A 24,180-nucleotide genomic window follows, 5' to 3' on the forward strand; every position below is an offset into this window, starting at 1 on the left:
CCTTTGGATAGTTTAACGAGATTCATCGCCGATCGCCAACCAATCATTACTCTATTTTAATAAACTTAATTTTAAACTTGGATTTGAAGGTGCCGTGGAACTTAAAATCGAACAATTTTCGCGTAAGTGGTTGAGCCTGCTCATTAATGGAGCGATCGGCTCTGCAGCGCTGGCGGGAGTGATTACCATGCAGTCGAACGGGCAATTGGGCGGAATGCCCGCAGCTAGCGTTCAGGGACAGAAGCCTGTCTCTGCAATGTCTGCCGCCGATTTCAAGCAAGCCTCCCAGCAAGAAGCCCTGCGGCTGAAAATGCTCAAAACACTTCCTAGTTTTGGGTTTGACAATTTAATGGCCGACTGGACATTTCTGAAATTTTTGCAGTATTTTGGCGACGATGAAGCGCGAGACGTGACGGGCTACAATCTCAGCCAAGATTATTTTGACATAATTACGCGGCGCGACCCCAAGTGGGCTGACATCTACCTGTTTTTGTCCACAGCCGTTTCTTTTTATCAGGGAAAGCCGGAAACTGCTATTAAGTTGATAGAGCGCGGTACTAACGCCCTTTCGCGACAAAATCATCCCCAAGCGTGGATTGTGTGGCGAACCAAAGGTATTGATGAGTTGCTGTTGTTGGGCGATATTCCCGACTCAATTCACTCTCACGAAATGGCCGCTGATTGGGTAGAAAACACAGCCGACGGCCCGAAATTAGCGCCCATTTTTCGAGCCACTGCTGACTATTTGCGCCGAGATCCCGATAGCGTGCCGGTGCGGTTTAACGCTTGGAGTACGGTTTATGCTCAAACAACTGATAAGTTGGTGCGGCAAAGGGCGAAACAAGCTCTTGTTAAGTTGGGAGCTCAGGTAAAAAAAGATAAAGATGGAAACGAGAGTTTTATTTTGCCGCCCAGAAAGTAGTTGATTGTTGACTGTTGACGGTTAACTGTTGACTGTTGAGGGCGGGCACGCACCATCCACCGCCCCTACTGACGGTTGACTGTTGACTGTAATTCTGCAATCTCAAATCTCAAATCTCAAATCAGCTTGAGTTAATTCGCGCCATTCACCGGGTTTCAAGTCATTTAGTTGCAAATGCCCGATCGCACTTCTCACCAGCCGCAGCGTCGGAAACCCTACTGCTGCGGTCATCCGGCGCACTTGGCGGTTGCGGCCTTCTGTGAGAGTCATTTCCAGCCAAGCTGTGGGAATGTTTTTGCGAAATCGAATCGGGGGCTGGCGGGGCGGCAATTGGGGTTCTGCTGATAATAATTGCACTTTTGCCGATCGAGTCCGATAATCTTGAATTGTGACACCAGTTTGCAAAAGGGCGATCGCGCCTGCATCTGGAACCCGTTCCACCTGAACCAAGTAAGTGCGAGGATGAGCGAATTTTGGATCGCTGAGGCGGTGCTGCATTTGTCCGTCATCGGTTAACAGCAACAAACCTTCGCTATCGCGATCGAGCCTTCCCACCGCATAAACATCAGGAATCGGAATATAATCTTTCAGGGTACTGCGTTTATTCTCGCTGGAATTGTCAGTAAACTGAGTTAAAACATCGTAAGGTTTGTAAAATAGAATGTAGCGATAGGGCATGACCAATTAAAAATTAAAGATGTACAAATAGTGCAAGCAAAAACAATATAACTCCCAAACAAACACCTTCTATCTCTCTTCTCTCCTCCGCGCCCTCTGCGCCCTCTGCGGTTCATAAAAAAAATAAATCTTATTCACTAACTATTCAAACCTGCTATAAAATATTCAGCCTTTAAGAGCAGCAAAAATCTCAACTACCCAATTTTACCATGCCCGAAGCCACACACCGCGTTTGTATCGTCCTAGGAACTCGCCCGGAAGCGATCAAACTAGCCGCTGTAATTCAACTGTTCAAAAATTCACCAATCTTTGACACCCAAGTAATTTTAACCGGTCAGCACCGAGAAATGGTCGAGCAAGTAATGCAAATGTTCGACCTGAAAGCCGATCGGGATTTAGCAATTATGCAGCACCAGCAAACCCTCACAGACATTACATCCCGCAGTTTGCAAGGTTTAGAAGCCTGCTTCAAAGATTTGCAGCCAGAAATCGTATTAGTGCAGGGCGATACAACAACAGCATTTGCAGCAGCTTTAGCTGCATTTTACCAGAAAATACCAGTCGGTCACGTAGAAGCCGGATTGCGAACCGACGATTTGTTCAATCCCTATCCCGAAGAAGCTAACAGGCGGTTGATATCTCAGCTCACAAGGCTGCATTTTGCCCCAACAACGCTGGCTGCAGAGAATTTAGGGCGATCGGGCGTTTTAGGAGAAATTCATCGTACAGGCAACACAGTAATCGACGCTTTGCTATCCGTCGCCAAACGCCAACCAGAATGCAACATTCCCAACTTAGATTGGAGCAAACATCGCACCATTTTAGCAACAGTCCACCGCCGCGAAAATTGGGGAAAACCCTTAGCAGGAATTGCTAGGGCATTCATCCAAATTCTCGATAAATTTCCCGATACAGCCTTACTCTTACCGCTGCACAGAAATCCGACAGTTCGGGAACCATTAAAAGCTCTTTTAGGCGACCATCCAAGAATCTTTTTAACCGAACCTTTGGACTACGCTGAATTAGTAGGAGCCATGCAGAGAAGTCATTTAATCCTCACAGATTCCGGCGGCTTGCAAGAAGAAGCACCGAGTTTGGGTAAGCCTGTTTTAGTATTGCGAGAAACCACAGAAAGACCCGAAGCAATTGCCGCCGGAACCGCTAAACTTGTCGGCACAGATTCTGATATAATTACCGCAGCAGCCACAGAATTGCTGAGTGATTCTGCCGCTTACGACGCAATGGCAATGGCAATTAATCCCTTTGGTGATGGTTGGGCTGCGTCGCGGATTTTGAAAATTGTTGAAGAGTATTTTAGTGAGAAAACTGTTGACAATTAACGGTTGACGGTTGACAGTGAGTCGAAAAACTGCAAACCGATTCTCAACTATTTATTGGCTGAGTCCGACCTCTATGGGAATCTCAATCACAAACTTCGTGCCTTCGCCCAGGGTGGAATCACACCACAGTTTTCCTCCATGCTTTTCCTTCACCACCTGATAGCTAATGGATAAGCCTAATCCTGTCCCCTTGCCTACGGGTTTAGTAGTGAAGAAGGGATCGAATAGGCGCGATCGCGCTTTCTCTGGAATACCTGTACCGTTATCGGCGATCGCAATCTGCACCCACTGTTTTTTTGTTTTGGTAGTCTTAATCCAAATCCGATTTGGTTGGTCAGCAATATCCTGAAAACTACGTCCTTCATTGCTCTCTTCCAAAGCATCGATCGCATTTGATAGCAAGTTCATAAACACCTGATTAAGTTGACCTGCATAGCATTCTACCAACGGTAACTCGCCATATTGTCTGACTACTTCAATGGTTGGGCGTTCTGGGTTGGCTTGAAGGCGATGTTCTAAAATCATCAAAGTGTCATCAATGCCTTCATGGAGATCGACAGCCTTGAATTCCGAGTGATCCAGACGAGAAAAGCTACGCAACGAAACCACAATGTCCCGAATGCGAGCGCTGCCCACTTTCATCGACTTAAGAATCTTAGTGAGATCCTCTTTTAGGAAGTTTAGATCCACATCGTCTAGGTCATCTTGAAGTGATGGGGACGGGTTGGGATGGTCCATTTGATAGGCATCTAGTAATCGCAGTAAGTCATGGATGTGATCGTTGAGATGAGACAGGTTGCCGTAGATAAAGCTTACCGGGTTGTTGATTTCGTGCGCTATCCCTGCCACCATTTGCCCCAGTGCCGACATTTTTTCGTTATGCACCATCTGACTCTGGGTGCGGTGCAGTTCTTCAAGGGTACTCTCTAGTTGTTGCACCTGTTGGTTCAGTTGCCGATCGCGAGCCATAAGTTGCTCTGCCATACTCTTAAATCCCTGAGCTAAAAGCCCCACTTCATCCTGACTATCAACCGGAATACCAATGGCTAAATTGCCTCTGGCCAATTCCTGGGTTGCCTCAGTCAGTCTTTGAATGCGACGGCTCAGAGCTTGGGTGAGACGGAAACCTCCGATCATCACGACTGCGATCAGGACACTTCCTAATAGACCAAAGCCGCCCACCACAAACCATAAATGCTGTTCTGCTTCGTCTATTTCCTTAGCAGACTTGAGTACAGCAATTTGGAGATTTGCCCCATCAAAACTTTGTAATTCGATTGTTGCGATCAGGTATTCTTCACCTGCAATCCTGATTTTGGTGGGCAACCCGTCTGGCTGTCGAAATTGCCAAGGTCGATCGCGCGGAAGTGGCAAAGTAGCAGCCGTCACCTTCTCGCCGTCAAAAGCCACCAAATGTATGGATGTGTTGCCACGAATCGACTGGAGCGCTGTGTCGTCAATGGCTAATCCCGCAACCAAACCAGCTAGCATCTTTTGAGAGGATTTGATTGATATTAACCCAATCATGGAAGACGGAACCCTGTTTTCTGCCAGGAGAATTCCCGATAACTCTAGTCCGGTTCGGGCGGCACGGTTCACAGAGGCATCCTGCAATGTCGCCTGTCTTATTGCTCCCAACTGTGAAGACACTAAGACTTGACCATCAGCGTCAACTATTCTGATCAAATCCAGTTTAAGACCAGCTTGGATTGGTAATATAGTCCGCAGCAATAAAGGGCGATCGCCCTTTATTACTGCTGTGATGACATCATTATCCTCACTCACCGAACGGGCTTTCAAACTGAGTGATTCTTGCCTTTGCTTTAGAGATTCCCGCAGCATACCAGCCAGATCCACGATCTCCTTTCGCGCCATTTGTTCTAAGCTGTTTCTAGCAAAATAACCAAAACCCAAGGTTCCAACAGTCCATAGACTCAGAAATGCAAATAACAGAGGCGATAACAACTTGGCGGAAACGGGTAACCGCGCGTATCTGGATTGGATGGCCACAGCTCTTAATCCTTGGCGGATGGGGTCACGAAAATAAAGCCAGACTCCTCCATCGCGTTGATTCCTGGCGGACTAGAGATGTATTGAAGTAGCGCTTGGGTAGCCTCGGTCGGTTTTTTGTGCCAGAGAATTGAAATTGTCCGAACCATCGGATATTTGCCCGCTTGGACATTTTCTCGTGTTGGTTCAACCCCGTTGATGCTGAGGCGGTTGACAGGTAGTTTATGGGAAATGGCGTGAGCCAGGGAAAAGGTACCGATGCTGTAAGGAGTGCTTTGAATTGCCTCGATCAATTCCCCTTCTTTCCGAAATACTACTGCTTCTAATGAATTTTTTAAATCTGCTCCTAGGTAATATTTCCGCAATAGCCGCTTGGCAGATTCATCTTCTGGGCGATCGAGCAGCACAATTTTAGCATCGGTTCCTCCGAGTTCCTTCCAGTTAGTGATATTGCCGCTATAAATGCCTTTGAGGTTTTCAGTAGTGAGGTTTTTTACCCCTGTGACGCTGGGATGAGTGGCAACTAAAAGGGCATCGTGGGCAACATCACTAGACTCTAAAGTGCCATCATTTTCTTCTGGCTTTAATGTTCTCGATATTGCACCTACATCGACTAATGTCTGTTTAACCCCATCAATTATATTTTCGGACTGCCCTGGTTCTAGTTGGGTAATTTTGACGTTTTTTGCGGTAGCTTCGTAGTTAGTTTGCAGCACCTTCATAAGACCCAACGTGCTGCTTGATGCCCCAACTTTAATCGAGGTTTGGGTTTGCGTTGCGGCAGTCGTGGGCGCTGTTGTCGTCGTGGCACTGCTGGTTGTCGTACTGCAACTGGGCAGCCCTAGCAGGACGATCGCACTTAAAGCTAGGGTAACTAAATTCGGTTTCATTTTAAAATTCCTATGCTATTAAAGATTATCTGGGTACTATAGCCTTTCTCAGAAAGATGAAGTGCCCGACGTGCATAGGGCATATCTCACTTTTTTGATAACCGCTATAGAAACTCAAGTTTTTGAGTATTTTATAGTGAACCCAACTCGATCAATTGAGTTTTGAGTTTTGATCGAAAAGGAGTTGATATCTCAGGCTTAATTTCACCCCTATTAAATTTTATGCTAAATAATTAAATTTTTCAATGAGTCGATCGCAACGTTTTGTGATTCTGTTTGATATGATTAGCGATCGCATCCTACTTATTATAGATGCGATCGCAGACAATGCAGCCCGACCGAGTAAAAATTACTGTTACAGGTCAATCTGGAAGCTTTTATCCTGACTAATTTATCTTAATTGCCAGTTACAGATGAGTTTTTTTTGAGCTTCATAGATCGATTTGCGATCGAGGTAAAACGACTAAAATCAGAAATCATTTGATTTAGGTGAGTTTCGGTGGTGTCGCTAAGAATGTTTGCCTTGTCAGTTAGATATTCTTAAGGAGAAGGAAGTTGTGGCACAAAATTGCTGCTGCCTTTATAACCGGATAAAAGAGCAAGTTTTTCCAAAGATTGCCTGCCGGTGTAATATTTGCCCCGAATTTCCCAAGTGGGATAAGCTTGAATCTTCGCAGCTTTGCACAAATCAGGTTGAGCATCTTTCCCCCTGGGATCGCACTCAATGTAAGTAATCGCGGTAAATGCTTGTTTGCCGAAAAGTTCTTGTTGGGTGTGACAGTGAGGACACCAGTAAGCACCGTACATTTTAGCTTTGATCGTCTGCAAATGGGTTGCTAAAGCTATTTGATCCGGCGCGGATTCGCTAAGAATCGGGGGCGCTTCTGGTTCGGTAACAGGCTGTGTGGCAGGAGGTGGAGGGAGGGTTTGTGCTAAAGTTTGAGTGGATTGGTTGCTGAAACTTAACTGTGCAATTCCTCCGTCTGCTTTGGTACTGCCGAAAATCCCCAGAGTTAGGAAAATTGCGATCGCACAAAAGTTGAATTTGCTTACTTTCATCTTGAATTTCATCTGGGATTTGCTAGGATTTCGCGAGCTTGATTCATAGCCTCTACAGCATTGTGTACCACAAAAATGTTATTTTTGCCTAAATCTTTAAAGAAAAGTTGACTTTCCCAGCTATGATTTAACAAAATAACTTGTTTGTGAGCTTTGATGGCGAGGGCAATTTCCGAAGCGGTACCCGCGCCCGTACCGCAGGCAATTATGACATCTGAAGAAAGAATATTAATGTTATTTCTGGCGTTTCCCATATCGGTGACAATGGCAATATCTACAGCCTCGGAAATGCCGCGAGTATCGTTTCCCGGAAGGATGCCGATTGTTAAACCGTTAGCTGATTTTGCACCTTTGTTGGCGGCATCCATCACGCCGAGATTTCTGCCGCCAGTTAGCAATATCCATCCAGCTTCGGCGATGAGTTGTCCGAGTTGATAGGCGTTTTCTAAGTCGGTTGATGTGGCACTTTCGCCTGGGCCCATGATGCCGACGATGATTTTTTTCATATTTTATGGTTGAGTATATCGCATTTTTGAAAGAGCGATCGCCTGTATAAATCTGGCGCAGAAAGGGTGATCGCTCTTCCCAATTTCTGATTGCCAAATTACAGGTTGTGTGAAGGTTGACAAAAAATGGCAAAATCTGCCATAATTAAGATAACGAGTTAAATGAGGTAAGTAATACCCGTGACAAGCATGAATATTTCTCTACCTGACTCAATGCGAACTTATATAGAAGCACAGGTAGCTCAAGGTGGTTATAGTACAGCTAGCGAGTATTTTCGTGAGTTAATTCGCCAAGACCAAAAACGCAAATCTTCAGAACGTTTGGAAGCGATGTTATTAGAGGGTTTGGAATCGGGAAATCCTACGGCGATGACTGAGGAAAATTGGAGGGAGATTCGTCAAGCTGTGCGATCGCGTATTTCCCAGAATCAGGGGTTCCAGGGAGAAAAATGACCTCGCTCCAAAAACGTCCGCAAGTTATCCGTGATTTGATTGAATTAGCCACTTACATTGCGGAAGATAATATGGATGCTTCCGATCGCTTTCTTGTCGCGGCGGAAGAAACGTTTAAACAGTTAGCCCAAACGCCAAAAATGGGAAAACGCTGTCAATTTTCTCATCCTAATTTAATCGATGTGCGACAACAAGCTATTAAAGGTTTTAGAAGATATCTGATTTTCTACCGTCTGATAGACTCAGGGGTAGAAATTTTGCGCGTGATTCACGGGGCACGGGACATCGAAGATATCTTGGATAATGTTGATGAGAATGAGTAAATCTTTACTCTTGAGGTGGGAAGTTGAAGAGCGATCGCCCTTCTGGATTATTGGAAAGGGCGATCGCTCTTTTTTGACCGCAGATGGATGCAGATTAACGCGGATGTAAGAAGGGATCTCGCTCTTTTGATGAATTATGGGCGAGAGCCTTTCTGAATTATTAGAAAGGACGATCGCTATAATTCCAGATAGCGCTGCAATTAACTCTTGGACGAGATAAAATTCTTGATTTTCATCGAAGTGGGCGAATAGCTGCGGAATGCGATCGTGACTACCTAACTTGTACAGGTGTTGAGGCTCGCTTTAAAACAGGCGTTTGGCTTCTTGCAGCAAGAAGGGATCATTGGACTGGGGCTTGAATCTCTTAACCACGCGCGGGGGCTTGTCGGGTAGATATTCGTCCTGTGCTAAGTAGGTTTCGCCAAATCCACCTTTACCCAATAAGCTGATTATGTAGTAATGTCCGCCCATAGTTTTGCCAATAATTATTTTGTTGTGATAATATTTTTGATAATTATCACACACTCCGATCGAATTCGGCGTACTTCTCTAAACCGTCCGGGAAGCAGCTTTATTAAAACTCAATAACTGGAATAAGGCAATGACTACAAAATCGCTCGCAGATTACGATCGGGCTATTCAGCTTAATCCTAACTTAGCTGCTGCTTACAGCAATCGGGGTGCAGCCAAATCTGCTATTAACGACAAACAGAGTGCAATCGAAGATTACCAAAAAGCCGCTGATTTGTATAAGCAACAAGGGAATACAGGTATTTGGTATCAACGGGCTGTTGACAACATGAAAAAACTATCCAAACAGTAGCGATAAACTGAGAATAATCATACCTTCAGATGACTTACCAACTCTTGAAAAGTATCAAGCGGAATCGCCCAACTCAAAGCTTCCATCTGCCGAAAAACAGCCAGAGAAGGCACACTCCCATCCGCCAACTTAAACACATCAATTCCCCCCAAAGGATATTTCGATTTGCCATTAATCCCCACCAACTTACCCGAAATATCCCATACAGGCCCGCCACTCATGCCCTCGGCAATATCATTGCTGTATTTTTGATTGTTCCAGTAAAGTGTGAAAGCAGGCTCATAATTATACCTCATTCGCTGACATTAACAATTTGATATACTGATATAATTATTACACTAACTGCCTCGACACCAACTACTAATCGCCTTTAGGGAAAGTAGAATAATCTAGAAAAAACAATCAAATGAATAGAGGACGAAATTTCCAGGCGCGAAGAAATCATCCTCCAGTCACCTAGGCGAAGTCTAAAAAATATCCCCAACAATCATCCCCGCCAAAATCACAAACCCCACCCAAACATTTTGGCGAAAAATTTGACCGTAAACAGGCTTAGGAATATCCGCATTCCGCAGTTGACTATATTGCAAAAACCACAAAATAGCCGCCGCACTAATTGCCATCCAAAAACCAATATGCAAATGTAAATTAATTCCCATTGCTGCTAACAAACCGACAGTCCCAACAAAGAAAAAACCCACAGCATTAGCGGCATTATCCCCGAAAAATATCGCGCTGGAATTCACCCCCAAACGCAAATCATCTTCTCTGTCGCTCATCGCATAAACTGTATCAAATCCCATCGTCCAAAACACGACTGCACCCCACAGTAGCCAAGTCGCTAATTCTAATCCGTCAACGGCCGCACTCCAACTAATTAAAACTGCAAAACCCCAAGCGATTGATAACACTAATTGCGGTACTGGAAAGACTCTTTTTGCTAGGGGATAGCAGATAATTACTGGTACGGCGGCGACACACAGCCAGAAGCTTAAAGGATTGAGATAAAATGCAAGAATCGCCGCGCAAGCAAAGGAAATTAAGGCAACTCCGATTCCTGTTTGTACTTTCAGGGCGCGGGATGCTAGGGGGCGCGATCGCGTTCTTTCGACTTCGGGATCGATATCGCGATCCCACAAGTCGTTGATCACGCATCCCGCCGCACTGGTGGCTAAGGTTCCTAACACTATTACGCCAACTAATGCCGAGGGCGGTCTCCCGTCTGCTGCTAAAAACACGGCCCAGAGGGCTGGTATCATTAAAATCAGCCTTCCTGCTGGTTTGTCCCACCTCAAAAGCTTTATGATGGTTAGCAATGTGGATTCGGTTGGGCGATCGGACTCTTGAAGCATTTTAATTATAGATTTTAGATTTTTAACTTTAGATTTTATCAAATTTTAGGCACAATCACCTACTATAGCGGTTCTAAAAAAAGTGATGTATGTCCCGATGCCCGATGCCCGATGCCCGATGCCCGATGCCCGATGCCCTAATTCCCAATTTTTGCTGATTTAATAGAATGCCTCACTGAATTCGTGAAATAATCATAAATATCTGTCAACCCCGATACACTCCAATGGTTAATTCACTTGCTGCTGCGGAGTCAAATCGCATTATTGCTGCTATTGATATGGGTACTAACTCGTTTCACATGGTGGTGGCGCGAATCGATCCGAAATTGCCCGCGTTTACGATTATTGCTAAAGAAAAAGATACGGTTCGATTGGGCGATTGCGAGGCTAAAACAGGGTGTTTGAAGTCTGAGGTTATGCAAAGGGCGATCGCAACTTTGCGCCGTTTTCAAGATATTGCTAAAACTTTTAATGCTGAACAAGTCATCGCTGTAGCTACGAGTGCGGTTCGAGAAGCCCCTAACGGGCGCGAGTTTCTCAAACAAGTTGCTGACGAATTAGACCTAAATGTTAGCTTAATTTCCGGTCAAGAAGAAGCGCGGAGAATTTATCTCGGCGTACTTTCGGGAATGGAATTTAACAATCAGTCCCAGGTAATTATTGATATTGGCGGCGGTTCTACTGAGTTGATCTTAGGAGATAGTTCTGAACCGCGCTGTCTCACCAGTACCAAAATTGGTGCTGTACGCCTGACTGGAGAATTTGTCAAAACTGACCCGATTAGCAAGGAGGAGTTTGCCTATTTGCAAGCTTATATTCGGATTTCGCTGGAAAGACCGATCGACGAATTGCGAACTCAATTCAAGGCTGGCGAAACTCTGCGTTTAATTGGTACCGCTGGAACCATCGAAACTTTAGCAGCCATTAACGCTCGCGAAAAGCTGGGAACAGTTCCGAGTCCGTTGACCGGCTATCAACTAAGTCTAAAGGATTTGCGCGATTTAGTCAACCGTTTCCGCAAACTTTCTTACTCAGAAAGACTGGCAATTCCCGGAATGTCGGACAAGCGGGCAGAAATTATTCTCGTCGGCGCTTTGATTTTACAGGAAGCGATGACACTATTAGGAATGGAATCGATCACTGTGTGCGATCGGTCTCTGAGAGAAGGTGTCATTGTTGACTGGATGCTGAGTCACGGTTTAATAGAAAACCGCTTGCGCTATCAAGGTTCAATCCGCCAGCGCAGCATTCTACTGATGGCTGAAAAATATCAAGTCAATACAGAACAAAGCGAAAGAACCGCAGAGTTTTCCCTCAAATTGTTCGACCAAACCCAAGGAATTTTACACAATTGGGGCACCGAAGAACGGGAGTTGCTGTGGGCCGCCGCGATTCTGCACAACTGCGGTTTGTACGTCAGTCATTCGGCGCACCACAAACATTCTTACTATTTAATTCGCAATGGTGAGTTATTGGGATACTCTGAAACAGAGATTGAAGTAATTGCTAATTTGGCTCGCTATCACCGGAAAAGCCCCCCGAAAAAGAAACATGAGAATTTTGTAAGCCTCCCCAAAAACTACCGAGAAATAGTTAGTAAACTCCATCCTTTTCTGCGACTTGCTGTAGCTTTGGACAGGCGGCAAATAGGCGCAATTGCTAATTTTAAAAGCGAACACCGCCCAGAACTTCGAGAGTTTCACTTGCGGCTTCAACCGCTCGACTCCGAGGACGATTGCGCTTTGGAAATGTGGAGTTTAGATTACAAAAAACCGTGTTTTGAAGATGAGTACAATCTCAAATTAATAGCAACTTTGGAGGGAATATGCGGTTAAAAGTCATTGGTCATTAGTTATTGGTTAGTTGTTATTGGTTATTGGTTATTGGTTATTGGTTATTGGTTATTGGTTACTTGCTACGAATTTCCAATTTCCAATTTCCAATTCTCAATTCCCAATAACAACTAACAGCTAACAGCTAACAGTTAACAGTTAACAGCTAACAGTCAACAGTCAAATACAAAAATGTCAAATCCCTTGCTTTCCCTCAACTACGAACCAGCCCTCGAATCCCTCGGCGGTGACTATTTTGATGAAGTCCCCGCAGCCGATTTTCCCCAACACATCCTCCGTTTTCGCAACGACAAATTATTGCCCGTATTGGGTTTAGATCCCGCACAAGTAACCGACCAACATTTCATCGAAGCCTTCGGTAAATTTCACTGCGTGCGTCCCTTTCTCGCACTCCGCTACCACGGCTATCAATTCAACGAATACAACCCGAATTTAGGCGACGGTAGAGGCTTTTTGTACGGTCAAGTTCGCGGTACTGACGGCAGACTTTATGATTTCGGGACTAAAGGTTCCGGTCGCACTCCCTACTCGCGGCACGCTGATGGTAGACTCACTCTCAAAGGGGGAGTTCGCGAAGTTTTAGCCGCCGAAGCTTTGCACAGATTGGGAGTTCGGACATCTCGCTGTTTTAGTTTAGTTGAAACTGGGGATGCTTTGTGGCGGGGCGACGAACCCTCTCCCACGCGATCGTCCGTAATGGTGCGTTTTAGTCACTCTCACATCCGTTTTGGCACGTTTGAAAGACTACATTATATCCGCCGCCCGGATTTAACTAAAAAACTTTTAGATTTTGTAATTGAATATTACTATCCTAAACTACATTTAGCAGCTAGCAATTCTGGTACTTCTTCCGAAGAAAAGTATGCGCTATTTTATGCAGAGTTAGTCAAACGTGTAGCCGAATTGGTTGCTCAGTGGATGGCGGCTGGTTTTTGTCACGCGGTGCTAAATACTGATAATATGTCGATTACTGGAGAAAGTTTTGATTACGGGCCGTTTGCTTTTATTCCAACTTACAAGCCGGAATTTACAGCAGCTTATTTCGATCACTACGGTCTTTATTGTTACGGAAATCAACCGTTTATTTGCAAGGGGAATTTAGAGAAGCTTCAGCAACCGCTAGCAGCGGCAATTCCTCAAGCTGATATGGATGCTGGTTTGGCAAAGTTTGGCGATCATTATAATGCAGCTTACCGCAAGTTGATGCTGAATAGATTGGGATTTGAGGATTTGCCAGAAGCGGATGGTGATGAGCTTTTGAAGTTGACAATTAAGATGCTGGCGGAGTCTCAAGTTGATTATCACGATTTCTTTTGGGAATTGCGCCGACAGTTCGATCGCACTTGGCGAGATGATGCTAGTCTAATCTTTAGCGAGGCGGAACCAGCAGATTTGTTAGCACATTGGCGGCAGTTTTATTGTCACGTTTTGCAAAGTTTGTCGGCGGACGATATGGATGAGATGGCCCAGAGGTTGCGCCAGCACAATCCCGAACAATCGCTGTTGAGGCCGACGATTGAGGCTGTTTGGGAACCCATCGCTCTTGAGGATAATTGGCAACCGTTTTATGATTTGGTTGAGCGAATTCAAAATTATTAAAGGGAATTGGGCGGATCGAAGCGGAGGGATGGGGCGTTGTTGACTGTTAAGCTGTCACGCAAATAAACATTGCATATTCAGGGCGGGCAGGATGCCTGCCCCACAAGAGTTTTACTGTTTTTTGACATACAGTTTCAATGCCGCACAATTAACAACTAACAACTGACAAATAAGGGCGGGCACGCACCATCCACCGCCCCTACCAACTAACAACTAACAACTTACAACTTACAACTTACAACTTACAACTTACAACTTACAACTTACAACTTACAACTAGCTACTTAATTTTTTCAATCTCAAATTGTGTGTCTTTGTAACCGCCAGTCAGTCCTTGATCGAGAAAGATTTTGCCCGCTTTTTCTAAGTCGCTAATTGCTCCTGCTTTGTCTCCCAACGAGCGGCGAACCATTCCTCTACCGTAGTAAGCTGCTGCATAATTCGGATTCAGCCGAATGGCTTGCACATAATCGCCGATCGCACTATTGTAATTATTTAACTGCTGGTAAACCTTCGCCCGATTGGCGTAAGCTTCCGCATCGTTGGGATTGAGGCCGATTGCGGCAGTAAAATCTGCGATCGCCCCCTGGCTATCTCCCCCTGCGTGGTGAGCCAAACCGCGATTGCTCAAAGCATTATAATTGTTCGGATTTAGTGTCACCGCTTGGGTGCAATCGGCAATTGCTTTAGGATAATCCTTCAAATTTAAATAAGCAATGCAGCGATTGTTGTAAGGAACCCCATCTTCATCGCTCAGCGAAATCGCCTGAGTGCAATCGTCAATAGCCGCTTGATACGCTCCCAAATTCAACTGCGTGCTGCAACGATTAGTGTAAGCATCTCCACTCTTGGGATCGATCACAATTACCTGAGAATAATCCGCCAAAGCTCCCTGATAATCTCCTAAGTGAAAGCGAGCTCTCCCCCGACTATAGAAAGCATCAACATTCTGAGCGTCGAGTTTAATTGCTTCAGTATAATCTCCGATCGCCCCCTGCAAATCTCCGCTCCCGGCGCGAGCCAGCCCCCGCGAATGATAAGCTTTAACCAGCTTCGGCTGCAACCGAATTGCTTCAGTAAAATCCTGAATAGCCATATTGTAATCTTGTAGTTGTAAATACGTAATTCCTCTTTCATAATATGTATCAAAATCGTTGGGTTGGATCTTCAAAACCTGAGTATAATCCTCAATCGCCCCGCGCTTGTCGTTAAAATCGTTGCGGGCTAATCCCCGGTTAAAATAAGCCTTAAAATATTTAGGATTGAGAGCGATCGCCTGAGAATAATCTGCAATTGCTTCTTGATATTTTTTTAAATCGTAATTAGCATTTCCCCGCAGATAAAAACTATCAGCATTGTTAGGATTTAATTGAATTGACTTGTTGAAAGCCTGCAAAGCCGCCTCCGCATCTTGATTGCGAGACTTTTCTACTCCCTGTTCGTAATATTCCTTAGCTTTAATCGGATTCGGGCGGCTGCAATAACTCAACAGAAATACCAGAGATATCGCCCCTAATCCAGCCAAAATCAGCCACCAAAACCGAGGGCCCAAACGTGATGCAAAACTATCAACAGACCGTAAACTATTAGGAGCCCTACTTTTCTTTTGAGCTGTATGAGGTTCTTGGCGGTGCGTCAGCTTGCTGAGAGCGGCCAAAACGTCCTCAGCCGATTGATAGCGTTTGCCAAATTGGTGACAGACCATTTTGTCAATTATATTTGCCAATCCCGGAGAACATTGAGCTCGGTTGCGCCAAACAATTTCCCCGGTATGAGAAGGACTCGGATCTTGCAATTTTGGCAAATCGGTACCGGGTAAACCCGTGATAGCTTGGATTGCCATCATCCCTACGGCATAGAGATCGCTGCTAAATTGGGGGTTGCCTTGAAATTGCTCGATCGGCATATAAGCCGGAGTCCCCGTCGCAATGGTGCGCGGAAATTCTGTATCGAAATCGATGACGTGATTCGCAACTTCTTTAACTGAACCGAAGTCAATTAAAACTAATTTGCTGTCTGGTTTGCGGCGGATTAAGTTGGAGGGATTAACGTCGCGATGAATCACTCCCTGAGAGTGTACGAAGGCGAGAAGTTGTAATATTTCTTCCAACAACGACAGCACCCGTTCTTCCCGCCAAGGTTGACCAGCAACAATTTCCCGATTTAGCGCGTGTCCAGGCACAAACTCTTCTACCAGATAGAATTGATTGCTTTCTTCAAAATAAGCGAGCAAAAATGGAATTTGATCGTGTTTTCCTAGCTTTTCTAATATTTCTGCTTCTTGTTTAAATAAGCGGTAAGCTGTTTTGAGAACTGCGGAAGTGTTGCTGGGAGGACGAAGTTGTTTTACTACACATTGAGGGTGGCCAGGTCGGCGAGTATCGACAGCTAAATAAGTTTGTCCAAAAGCTCCTGAACTGAGAATTTGCACTACTCGATAACGCCTATCTAAAAGTTGACCAACCATGTTCATACCGATATTTGATAATTGGTAATTGGGATTTGGAAATTGGGAGTTTATCGTGGGAAATTGGTAATTTGGAGTTGGTGATTGGGAATTGCTGATTGGTGATTTTGCCTTTTTCTTTTTTCCTGCCTCATTCTTCATTGTTCGTTGTTCCTGATAACTAATGACTGATGACTGTTAGCTGTTAGCTGTTAGCTGTTAGCTGTTATTGGGAATTGAGAATTGGAAATGGGAAATTCGTAGCAAGTAACCAATAACCAATAACTAATAACCAATTCCCAACAACTAACAACTAATGACTAATGACTACTGACTCATGACTACTGACTAATAGTTTATTTAGGGTCGTTTATTTGTGCTTGTGCGTTTTGGAAACCATCGGCTCTTCCTTGTTCTAGAAACAGTGTTGCAGCTTTCTGAAAATCTTCGATCGCCCCAGCCCGATCTTTGAGTTGGCGGCGCACGAGGCCCCGGCTGTAAAAAGCAGTAGCATTGTTGGGGTTGAGCCGCAGCGACTGAGCGAAATCCTCAACCGCTAAAGGGTAATTTTTTTGTTCTGAGTACAGGCTACCGCGATTGCTGTAAGCTACGGCATCACTGGGATTGAGCCCAATTGCTCTGGTAAAATCTTCTACAGCCCCGAGTTTGTCTCCCGAAGCCGATCGAGCTAATCCTCGATTGCTGTATGCTTTGGGATTGTTGCTGTTAAGTCCGATCGCCAAACTGCAATCTTCAGCAGCCTTTTGAAATTGTTTTAAATTTAGATAAGCAATGCAGCGGTTGTTGTAAGCTGCTTCATCTTTGGGATCGAGATTAATTGCGCGGGTGCAATCTTCAATCGCTTTGTCGTAGGTTGCCAAATTTAAGTAAGCGCTGCACCGATTGGTATAAGCATCAGCTTGTTCTGGTTCCAATTCGATCGCCTTACTATAATCTTCCATCGCTCCTTGATAATCTGCCAGATTAAAGCGCGATCGACCGCGACTGTAGTAAACGCTAGCTTGTTTGGGGCTAATTTGAATCGCTTGGGTAAAGTCTGCCATTGCTCCAGTTTTGTCCCCAGAGGCCGATCGAGCTAAACCCCGATTGCTGTAAGCTACAGCATCGTTGGGAGTGAGCCGAATTGCTTGAGTGTAGTCTTCAATGGCCGTGCGGTAGTCTGCCAAATCGTAGTAGACTAAACCCCGCTGAGAGTATGCCTCACCGTCGCTCGGACTCAGCCGCAATACTTGGGTAAAATCCTCCACGGCTCCCCGCTTGTCGCCTGTGTCGAGGCGCGCCAAACCTCGATTATAGATGGCTTTGGTGTGGCTCGGATTAACTTTAATTGCTTGCGTATAATCTGCCTTTGCTTGCTCTGTCGCACCCATGTCGTAGCGAGCATTAGCCCGCTTGTAGAAAGTTTCGGCATCGCCAGCATTCAGGGCGATGGCTTGAGTATAATCGGCGATCGCGCCTGTTTTGTCACCTTGTTGTGCCTTAGCCACGCCACGGGCGAACAATTCTTTCGCCCTCGCCGGACTTTTAATATGTCCGAAGTACATGATGACTGCTGTCAAGATCGAAGCGGAGACTATTGCAGCCAACAGCAGCAGTTTAGTAGGGCGCTTGATGGGCGGTTTATTCCTAGGCTTGGTGATGATGGTGGCTGGCGACGGAGGGGCATCCCATTTTACGGCGATTTGTTTGATGTCTGCCAAAACTTCGGCTGCTTCGTGATAGCGTTCTTCTTTGTCGGAGCGCACCATTCGATCGATAATACGTGCTAGAGTCGCCGAACAAGTTGCCCGATTGTGCCACGGAATCTCGCCTTTTTTGTTGTTTCTCAGGGCGCTGAGTTCCTTGGGTGAGAGTCCCGTTACCGCAAGCTGGGCGATCGTACCTAGAGCGTAGATGTCGCTATTGTAGTGGGGGTTGCCTTGCGATTGCTCGATCGGCACGTACAAACCCTGCACCGCCAACTCCTGTTTTTTTCCCAAAGGCGATTTAACAGACTTCGGCGGAGTTTGCGCCCACAAATCACAATTAACAAGTTCCGGGTTAATTTCTTTGTCTAAGCTAAAGTCAACCAACACAAATTTTCCGTCTGACTCGCGCCGGATAACTCTGTCTGGTTGAATTCTGCGGTGAATAAAGCCCTTGGAATGGATGAACGCCAAAATTTCTAATATGGATGATAGCAAAGTAATTACTTCATCTTCTTGCCAAGCTTCACCCACAATCAATTCTTGACTCAAAGGTGAACCCACAATAAATTCTTCAATTAAGTATAAACTTTGATTTTCCTCAAAATACGCCAATAATTCAGGAATTTTGTCGTGTTTACCCAATTCCTCAATTATTTCTGCGTTTCTTTGAAATATAACTTTGACTAATTCTGGAGTTTGCGAACTTGTGCCGGGAAGCCGCATTTCTCTAACCGTGCATTGCGGATACCCTGGACGGTGAGTATCTGCTGCTAAATAAGTTTTTCCCACCTCACTTGAGTCTGTGACTTTAATGATGCGGTAACGTCTGTCTAGAAGTTGACCAATCATACTCTGCCCTCTACCCTGTCAATGTTCCATTATCGCATGAAATCAGGATAGCTCACTGTGGTGTCAAACTTTTAGCTATTGATTCCGGTGTGCCAAGCAGCCGAAAAAATAGCCCGTAGTAGGACTACAGGTGCTGGCAATTTAAAGGCTATCGCCGAAACTTTGAGCCTTGTCTGAATTTGAGCAGTCCTGGACGCAGTGTTAAAAGCCGGGATGCAGTATTTCCGTAAAAAACCAATTTCTGCGTCGAGGACTATAGCATTAAGATGAGTCCCAGTCTGCAGCCCGTATCGGTTGACTGTAAATGCAAACCCTGAACTTATAGTATAATTTAGTAACCGAGCAACAGATGACTTAAAATGAACGTACAACTGGTTGACTCCCTAATTCAAGTTATCTTATCTCTCTCTGCAGACGAGCAATTAGCGATTACGGACAAATTACTAGAAAACATCCCGTCTCCTTCGACTCAGGAACTTATGCAGCTTTCTCAAAACAGTGGCTGTTTTGACTTTTTGCAGGACGAACATGATATTTATACGATAGAAGATGGAGAACCTATTGCGTGATACTAAAAAAAGGAGATATTGTATTAGTACAATTTCCATTTACTGATTTGAGTCAGATGAAATTGCGTCCTACTTGAGTGCTGTGTGCTATCTCACTGATGAACTTACTGTTTGCTTTATTTCCTCTCAAAATGTGGCAAGATTAAACAATGAAGAGTTTGCCCTGAATGTGGAAGATAGAGAATTTCCAGCAACTGGATTGCGACTATCATCTAAAGTTAGAGTAACTCGAATAGCTACCCTCCAACGCAGATTAATTATCAGACGATTGGGTGAATTAGAAAATCTCTATATACAGCAATTAAATGCCTATATAATCTAGGCATTGCAGATAGGGCGATCGAGATAATTATTGAACTATAGAGCAATTAAAAATGGCTGAATCACTAACAAAAGGAGGAACGATCGCAGCGATCGCCACCGCCATAGTTCCCCAACAAGGCAGCGTCGCCATTGTGCGACTTTCCGGTGCTGCAGCCTTAAAAATTGCCGAAACTCTGTTTCGCGCCCCAGGAAAACAAATTTGGGAGTCTCACCGCATTCTTTACGGCCACATCCGCCACCCCAAAACTCAAGAATTGGTTGATGAAGTTTTGCTGTTAATTATGAAAGCGCCGCGTTCTTTCACCCGCGAAGATGTGGTGGAATTTCACTGTCACGGCGGGATTATGGCCGTCCAGCAAGTCTTGCAGTTGTGTTTGGAAAGCGGGGCGAAATTGGCGCAGCCGGGAGAGTTTTCGCTGCGGGCTTTTTTGAACGGGAGGCTCGATTTAACTCAGGCTGAAAGTATTTCAGATTTGGTGGGAGCAAAATCTCCCGCTGCTGCACAAAGTGCTTTAGCTGGTTTGCAGGGAAAGTTAGCCAAGCCAATTCGCAAATTAAGAACAACTTGTTTGGATTTGCTGGCAGAAATTGAGGCGAGAATTGATTTTGAGGAAGATTTGCCGCCTTTAGATGAAGCTAAAACTTATTTGGAAATAAAGCTTGTTTTGGCGGAATTGTCAACAATTTTGACGACGGCAGATCGCGGTGAATTGTTGAGAACCGGTTTGAAAGTGGCGATTGTGGGGCGGCCGAATGTGGGAAAGTCGAGTTTGTTGAATGCTTGGAGTAAGTGCGATCGGGCGATCGTTACAGATTTGCCGGGTACGACGCGAGATGTGGTAGAATCGCAGCTAGTTGTGGGCGGCATTCCGGTGCAGGTGCTCGATACGGCGGGAATTCGAGAAACCGAAGACAAGGTAGAAAAAATTGGCGTTGAGCGATCGCGCGCTGCAGCAAAACAAGCCGATTTAGTATTATTGACAATTGACGCAGAATCTGGTTGGACAGAGGGCGATTCCGAAATTTACGAACAAGTAAAGCACCGCCAGCTAATTATAATCATCAACAAAATCGACCTAGTAAAAACCATCCCCGAACTACCTTTTTCCTCGGAAATCCACCCCGCCGTCACCGCATCCGCCGCCCTAGATCGAGGCATAGAAGACTTAGAAACAGCCATCTTAGATGCCGTCAGCCACGGAAATTTGCAAGCAGCAAACTCCGATTTAGCAATCAATCAGCGGCAAGCAGCGGCGTTAACCAAAGCTAAAATTTCTCTGGAACAGTGCACAGATACTATGAGCAATAAATTGCCTTTAGATTTCTGGACAATAGATTTGCGCGGTGCAATTCAAGCCTTGGGGGAAGTTACGGGCGAAGAAGTGACAGAATCAGTGCTAGACAGAATATTTAGCAAGTTTTGCATTGGGAAATAAGGATGGTAAAAGAGTAAATTGAATAGGTAAGCTGTATCGCATTTAAGTTGTATTTTTAGGGCGCACCAGACACCCCACAGTAATTTAACTCTTTGTGGACATAGTGCAAGATGTTAATTTCATCAAAGTTGACTGTAAAATTTAGATGCGCCTGGACTCAGTAAAGTCATACTACTGACAAATAACAACTAACAACTGACAACTGACTAAAATTCACGATCGCGGTCTTCCCAGAGTAGTAATATAAAGCACAGCCTCGCTTGTAGGAATACCGAGAACGTCATTGACGCGATCGTCAAAAAAGCCCGCGATACCGCTAACACCCAAACGCAGTTGAACGGCTGCTAAATTCAACCGCTGGCCCAAATGACCCGCATCCATGTGCAAATAGCGGTAAACTCGATCGCCATATTTTGCTACAGCCCTGTTCAAATCAGCCGTGTGAAACAACAGCGCCCCCGCATCTCGGCCCAAATCTTGCCCCAAACACAAAAAATGCAACTCCCTGCGGAAATTTTTAAACCGAATTTGCCGCAACTCTTGAGCTTTCGGAGCATAATAATAACAGCCTTCCTCCAATCCATGCACTCCCGAAACAGCAATAAAAGTCTCGATCAAACTCAGATCGAAATAATCGGGATAACCGTCTAATCCTTGGTCGATATAGTGCTGTGGCTGGTAAGTAAAATCGAGCAAGGCTAACAGTTCGCCCAAGCTCAAAGAAGCACCAGTATAAGCGCGGGTAGAACGCCTTTTGAGGATAGTTGTTTCTAAAGTTTCCAGATTGACTCCCCAAGGAATCGAAGGACTGACAGTCGAAATTTTAGTACAAAATGGAAAGTTGTATTTATCCTCTAAATCACCTTCTTTTTCATCAAATTTCCAGCCATCCGTTCCGGTGGGGTCTGAGTCTAACTGTGTCGCTTTGTGGAGGTATCCCAACAGTTGACCTTCGGAAATTTTAGGATAATCTGTTGTGGTGTTTCCGGGCAAAGCTGTTTTGAATTTGGGCAAATTTTGGTCGATATCCAGCAAGTCGGCTAACGCAACTACACAAATCGCTCCTTCTTGCTCCGAGTCGATGTACAGTAATTCATTGATAGCTGCATCGGCGAATCCTCCAATCAAGTGAGGTCGGTAATCGTTGATGGCGCAAGCTAACTCGATATTGCTCAATAAATGACCGGTATCGAGGAAAATTCTGCGGTAAGCCCGGTCTTCGTAACGCCAAGAAGAACGGAAGAAAACAGTAGTAATCGCGATCGCCAGTTGGGTATTTTCGAGCGCCGGCGATCCGAAACAAGCAGCTTGCAACCCCGACCAAACTTCACTGTTCCAAAAATGAACGAGTGAATGAGTTCTGCACTGATAGTTGTAGAGTCCGGCGGGCAAATGTGGCGTGCCGCGGGAGATTAAATAAACCTCTGCAGGGTACAGCCCGCCCGCCGACGGTGCGGATCGCAAATACAGATAGCTCTCATCTAGCGTCTGCACCTTCGCAGTCAACCCGTAGCTGCACAGCAACAAGCTCGACAAGCGGTGCCACCAACCGGCATCAGCCGCGGCCTCGCGATCGTCCGAGGGGTCTTTTATATAAGGCTTTAGGTCAAAATACGCACCAATTTTATATTCTTTGAACGGCACCGGTTGCTCTGTCCAATCTAGCTGTCTGCTTTTGGCAGCAAGGGTTTCAGGGTCATATTTCGTCCGCTCGTGGTAGTGCTCAGCCATAGAAAGAGGAAGTTCTGGCATATTTCAGTAGAAGATGGGCTTTGGTTTGTCGATCGATCTTGAGATTACTGACTGGTTACTGACCGAGCCAGCCAGAAATTTACAAATATAAAAAAAATCTTAGAAAAAATGCGCTCGTTGTTACACAAGCTTAACATAAGAGAATGCTTAGGTATAAATACGCAAACAGTAATAGCCCTTTATTATCGTTATGGACTGGCTACAATAGCTGTCCTCATAAAGAGATGAATATGCAAAAGCTAAGCGCTGAGCAATTGTTAGCTCAGTATTCTGAAGGCAAGCGAAATTTTGACGCAGTTGACCTAAGTGAACATAATTTATTTCAAGCAGATTTAGCAGAAATCAACCTTTCTGGTAGCGTTTTGAGGCGAACTTATTTGCCCTACGGAAATCTGACTCAAGCCAATCTTTTTCAAACACAGTTGCAGGATGCCGAATTGGGCGACATTCAGCTTTATCAAGCAAACTTGTCAGAAGCTAATTTGTCAGGAGCAAATTTATCTAGAGCAAATTTACGCCACGCAAATTTGCAAGGTGCTAATTTGCAGAAAGCTAATTTACAAGGTGCGGATTTGTACAATGCCGATTTGAGCAATGCCGATTTGAGCAATGCGGATTTGAGCAGAGCTAATTTGGAGAAAGCAAAGTTAACTAAAGCTCAATTAGCTGGCTGCAACTTATTTCGATCGCGCTTGGCAGATTTGTCGGAAGCTGAGTGCGATCGCACTACCATCAGCCCCGAAGGATATTGATGATTTCCAGCGCTGCGGGCGATCGGCTTCATTAGTCGTGAAGCGTAGCTATCCCGAGCGGGAATCGCCCTTTTTAAAATTTATTAACATTTCTCGACACGGCGGAAAATGTGAGTTACAGTCGTAGAGAACTTATCGCTTTGCAACATTGACAATAAATAACACATTTTTTCAGTGGAAAATAAGAGATAATTTATGAATTTTCCCGACAAAACAGCCAGAGAACTTCGGCACAAAAAACAAAATTTGCGGAGGCGCGAACAAGAAATTTGGCTCCGCGAACTAGAAGCCGAAATCGACCGCTCAGTGCCAGAACATCTAACACGCAAGTACGAAGAATCCGATAGCCAAGTTAACGGCACACTCAAACAGTGGCGCAGAAAAATCCTAGCCGTAGCTCAATTTACAGGCATTGTCATTGCTGTTGTCGTTGCAGTTCGCATCGCATCTTGGCTGGCAACTACGCTGATAGTTGGATTCATTGCTTTGAGCGCTTACAAAATGTTTATTGAAGAAGATATAAATTGAAAGTTCC

General features: G+C 45.1%; 23 protein-coding genes. 12 read left to right on the top strand and 11 right to left on the bottom strand.

What is annotated here, in order from left to right; translation table 11 throughout:
• Positions 1-94 precede the first annotated feature (94 nt).
• Positions 95-922, top strand: a complete 828-nt coding sequence (locus tag QT998_RS14890) for a hypothetical protein (RefSeq protein ID WP_333088168.1) — start codon at positions 95-97, stop codon at positions 920-922.
• A 102-nt stretch (positions 923-1,024) separates the two neighbouring features.
• On the opposite strand, the gene QT998_RS14895 is transcribed toward QT998_RS14890, so the two are convergent.
• The gene (locus QT998_RS14895; protein ID WP_333088165.1) at positions 1,025-1,600 is read right to left on the bottom strand and encodes a pseudouridine synthase; all 576 of its coding nucleotides are present in this window, start codon (positions 1,598-1,600) and stop codon (positions 1,025-1,027) included.
• 209 nt (positions 1,601-1,809) lie between these two features.
• On the opposite strand from QT998_RS14895, the gene wecB reads away from it, so the two are divergent.
• A complete protein-coding gene (wecB, locus tag QT998_RS14900; RefSeq protein ID WP_333088163.1) occupies positions 1,810-2,940 on the top strand; it encodes a non-hydrolyzing UDP-N-acetylglucosamine 2-epimerase in 1,131 nt (376 codons plus the stop codon).
• A gap of 51 nt (positions 2,941-2,991) precedes the next feature.
• Here wecB and QT998_RS14905 read toward each other — a convergent pair whose 3' ends face one another.
• The 4 genes from QT998_RS14905 to QT998_RS14920 all read right to left on the bottom strand — a co-directional run bounded on the left by QT998_RS14905 (position 2,992) and on the right by QT998_RS14920 (position 7,405).
• The gene (locus QT998_RS14905; protein ID WP_333115047.1) at positions 2,992-4,815 is read right to left on the bottom strand and encodes a sensor histidine kinase; all 1,824 of its coding nucleotides are present in this window, start codon (positions 4,813-4,815) and stop codon (positions 2,992-2,994) included.
• A gap of 140 nt (positions 4,816-4,955) precedes the next feature.
• The gene (locus QT998_RS14910) at positions 4,956-5,840 is read right to left on the bottom strand and encodes a substrate-binding domain-containing protein (RefSeq protein ID WP_333115045.1); all 885 of its coding nucleotides are present in this window, start codon (positions 5,838-5,840) and stop codon (positions 4,956-4,958) included.
• A gap of 540 nt (positions 5,841-6,380) precedes the next feature.
• A complete protein-coding gene (locus tag QT998_RS14915; protein WP_333088158.1) occupies positions 6,381-6,899 on the bottom strand; it encodes a hypothetical protein in 519 nt (172 codons plus the stop codon).
• 8 nt (positions 6,900-6,907) lie between these two features.
• Entirely contained in the window at positions 6,908-7,405 is a 498-nt protein-coding gene (locus QT998_RS14920; RefSeq protein ID WP_333088156.1) for a TIGR00725 family protein, read from the bottom strand.
• Between the two features lie 189 nt (positions 7,406-7,594).
• Between QT998_RS14920 and QT998_RS14925 the strand changes: the two genes are divergently transcribed.
• Together QT998_RS14925 and QT998_RS14930 are read left to right on the top strand one after the other, a co-directional pair.
• Positions 7,595-7,858, top strand: a complete 264-nt coding sequence (locus QT998_RS14925; RefSeq protein ID WP_333088155.1) for a type II toxin-antitoxin system ParD family antitoxin — start codon at positions 7,595-7,597, stop codon at positions 7,856-7,858.
• Positions 7,855-8,181 (top strand): type II toxin-antitoxin system RelE/ParE family toxin, encoded by a 327-nt coding sequence (locus QT998_RS14930; protein WP_333088153.1) that lies wholly within the window; start codon positions 7,855-7,857, stop codon positions 8,179-8,181. The genes QT998_RS14925 and QT998_RS14930 overlap by 4 nt, the downstream gene beginning before the upstream one ends.
• Before the next feature lie 303 nt (positions 8,182-8,484).
• On the opposite strand, the gene QT998_RS14935 is transcribed toward QT998_RS14930, so the two are convergent.
• The gene (locus QT998_RS14935) at positions 8,485-8,706 is read right to left on the bottom strand and encodes a hypothetical protein (RefSeq protein ID WP_333088151.1); all 222 of its coding nucleotides are present in this window, start codon (positions 8,704-8,706) and stop codon (positions 8,485-8,487) included.
• 76 nt (positions 8,707-8,782) lie between these two features.
• On the opposite strand from QT998_RS14935, the gene QT998_RS14940 reads away from it, so the two are divergent.
• Entirely contained in the window at positions 8,783-9,004 is a 222-nt protein-coding gene (locus QT998_RS14940; RefSeq protein ID WP_333088149.1) for a tetratricopeptide repeat protein, read from the top strand.
• A 17-nt stretch (positions 9,005-9,021) separates the two neighbouring features.
• On the opposite strand, the gene QT998_RS14945 is transcribed toward QT998_RS14940, so the two are convergent.
• A complete protein-coding gene (locus QT998_RS14945; RefSeq protein ID WP_333088148.1) occupies positions 9,022-9,300 on the bottom strand; it encodes a hypothetical protein in 279 nt (92 codons plus the stop codon).
• Between the two features lie 171 nt (positions 9,301-9,471).
• Positions 9,472-10,356 carry a 4-hydroxybenzoate solanesyltransferase gene (locus tag QT998_RS14950; RefSeq protein ID WP_333115043.1) on the bottom strand — a complete coding sequence of 295 codons (885 nt, stop codon included), beginning with the start codon at positions 10,354-10,356 and terminating at the stop codon, positions 9,472-9,474.
• A 224-nt stretch (positions 10,357-10,580) separates the two neighbouring features.
• Between QT998_RS14950 and QT998_RS14955 the strand changes: the two genes are divergently transcribed.
• Together QT998_RS14955 and QT998_RS14965 are read left to right on the top strand one after the other, a co-directional pair.
• A complete protein-coding gene (locus QT998_RS14955; protein ID WP_333115041.1) occupies positions 10,581-12,191 on the top strand; it encodes a Ppx/GppA phosphatase family protein in 1,611 nt (536 codons plus the stop codon).
• A gap of 189 nt (positions 12,192-12,380) precedes the next feature.
• Positions 12,381-13,808 carry a protein adenylyltransferase SelO gene (locus QT998_RS14965; RefSeq protein WP_333088141.1) on the top strand — a complete coding sequence of 476 codons (1,428 nt, stop codon included), beginning with the start codon at positions 12,381-12,383 and terminating at the stop codon, positions 13,806-13,808.
• A gap of 280 nt (positions 13,809-14,088) precedes the next feature.
• Here QT998_RS14965 and QT998_RS14970 read toward each other — a convergent pair whose 3' ends face one another.
• Together QT998_RS14970 and QT998_RS14975 are read right to left on the bottom strand one after the other, a co-directional pair.
• A complete protein-coding gene (locus QT998_RS14970) occupies positions 14,089-16,275 on the bottom strand; it encodes a tetratricopeptide repeat protein (RefSeq protein WP_333088415.1) in 2,187 nt (728 codons plus the stop codon).
• 335 nt (positions 16,276-16,610) lie between these two features.
• The gene (locus QT998_RS14975) at positions 16,611-18,812 is read right to left on the bottom strand and encodes a tetratricopeptide repeat protein (protein ID WP_333115035.1); all 2,202 of its coding nucleotides are present in this window, start codon (positions 18,810-18,812) and stop codon (positions 16,611-16,613) included.
• A gap of 359 nt (positions 18,813-19,171) precedes the next feature.
• Here QT998_RS14975 and QT998_RS14980 point away from each other — a divergent pair, with 359 nt between their 5' ends.
• From QT998_RS14980 to mnmE, 3 genes are all read left to right on the top strand, one after another.
• Positions 19,172-19,381, top strand: coding sequence for a hypothetical protein (locus tag QT998_RS14980; protein ID WP_333115033.1), 210 nt, complete (start codon positions 19,172-19,174; stop codon positions 19,379-19,381).
• 133 nt (positions 19,382-19,514) lie between these two features.
• Entirely contained in the window at positions 19,515-19,703 is a 189-nt protein-coding gene (locus QT998_RS27525) for a hypothetical protein (RefSeq protein ID WP_442921975.1), read from the top strand.
• A gap of 52 nt (positions 19,704-19,755) precedes the next feature.
• Positions 19,756-21,141, top strand: a complete 1,386-nt coding sequence (gene mnmE, locus QT998_RS14985; RefSeq protein WP_333115031.1) for a tRNA uridine-5-carboxymethylaminomethyl(34) synthesis GTPase MnmE — start codon at positions 19,756-19,758, stop codon at positions 21,139-21,141.
• Positions 21,142-21,354: 213 nt separating this feature from the next.
• Here the strand turns inward: mnmE and QT998_RS14990 are convergent, their stop codons facing one another.
• The gene (locus QT998_RS14990; RefSeq protein ID WP_333088136.1) at positions 21,355-22,893 is read right to left on the bottom strand and encodes a SagB/ThcOx family dehydrogenase; all 1,539 of its coding nucleotides are present in this window, start codon (positions 22,891-22,893) and stop codon (positions 21,355-21,357) included.
• Positions 22,894-23,123: 230 nt separating this feature from the next.
• Here QT998_RS14990 and QT998_RS14995 point away from each other — a divergent pair, with 230 nt between their 5' ends.
• Both QT998_RS14995 and QT998_RS15000 read left to right on the top strand, forming a co-directional pair.
• Entirely contained in the window at positions 23,124-23,645 is a 522-nt protein-coding gene (locus tag QT998_RS14995; RefSeq protein ID WP_333088135.1) for a pentapeptide repeat-containing protein, read from the top strand.
• 195 nt (positions 23,646-23,840) lie between these two features.
• Complete coding sequence (locus QT998_RS15000; protein WP_333088134.1) at positions 23,841-24,173, top strand: hypothetical protein; 333 nt, start codon at positions 23,841-23,843, stop codon at positions 24,171-24,173.
• The last annotated feature ends 7 nt before the right edge of the window (positions 24,174-24,180 follow it).

The sequence above is a fragment of the Microcoleus sp. S1D4 genome (assembly GCF_036700765.1).
Lineage (GTDB): Bacteria > Cyanobacteriota > Cyanobacteriia > Cyanobacteriales > Microcoleaceae > Microcoleus.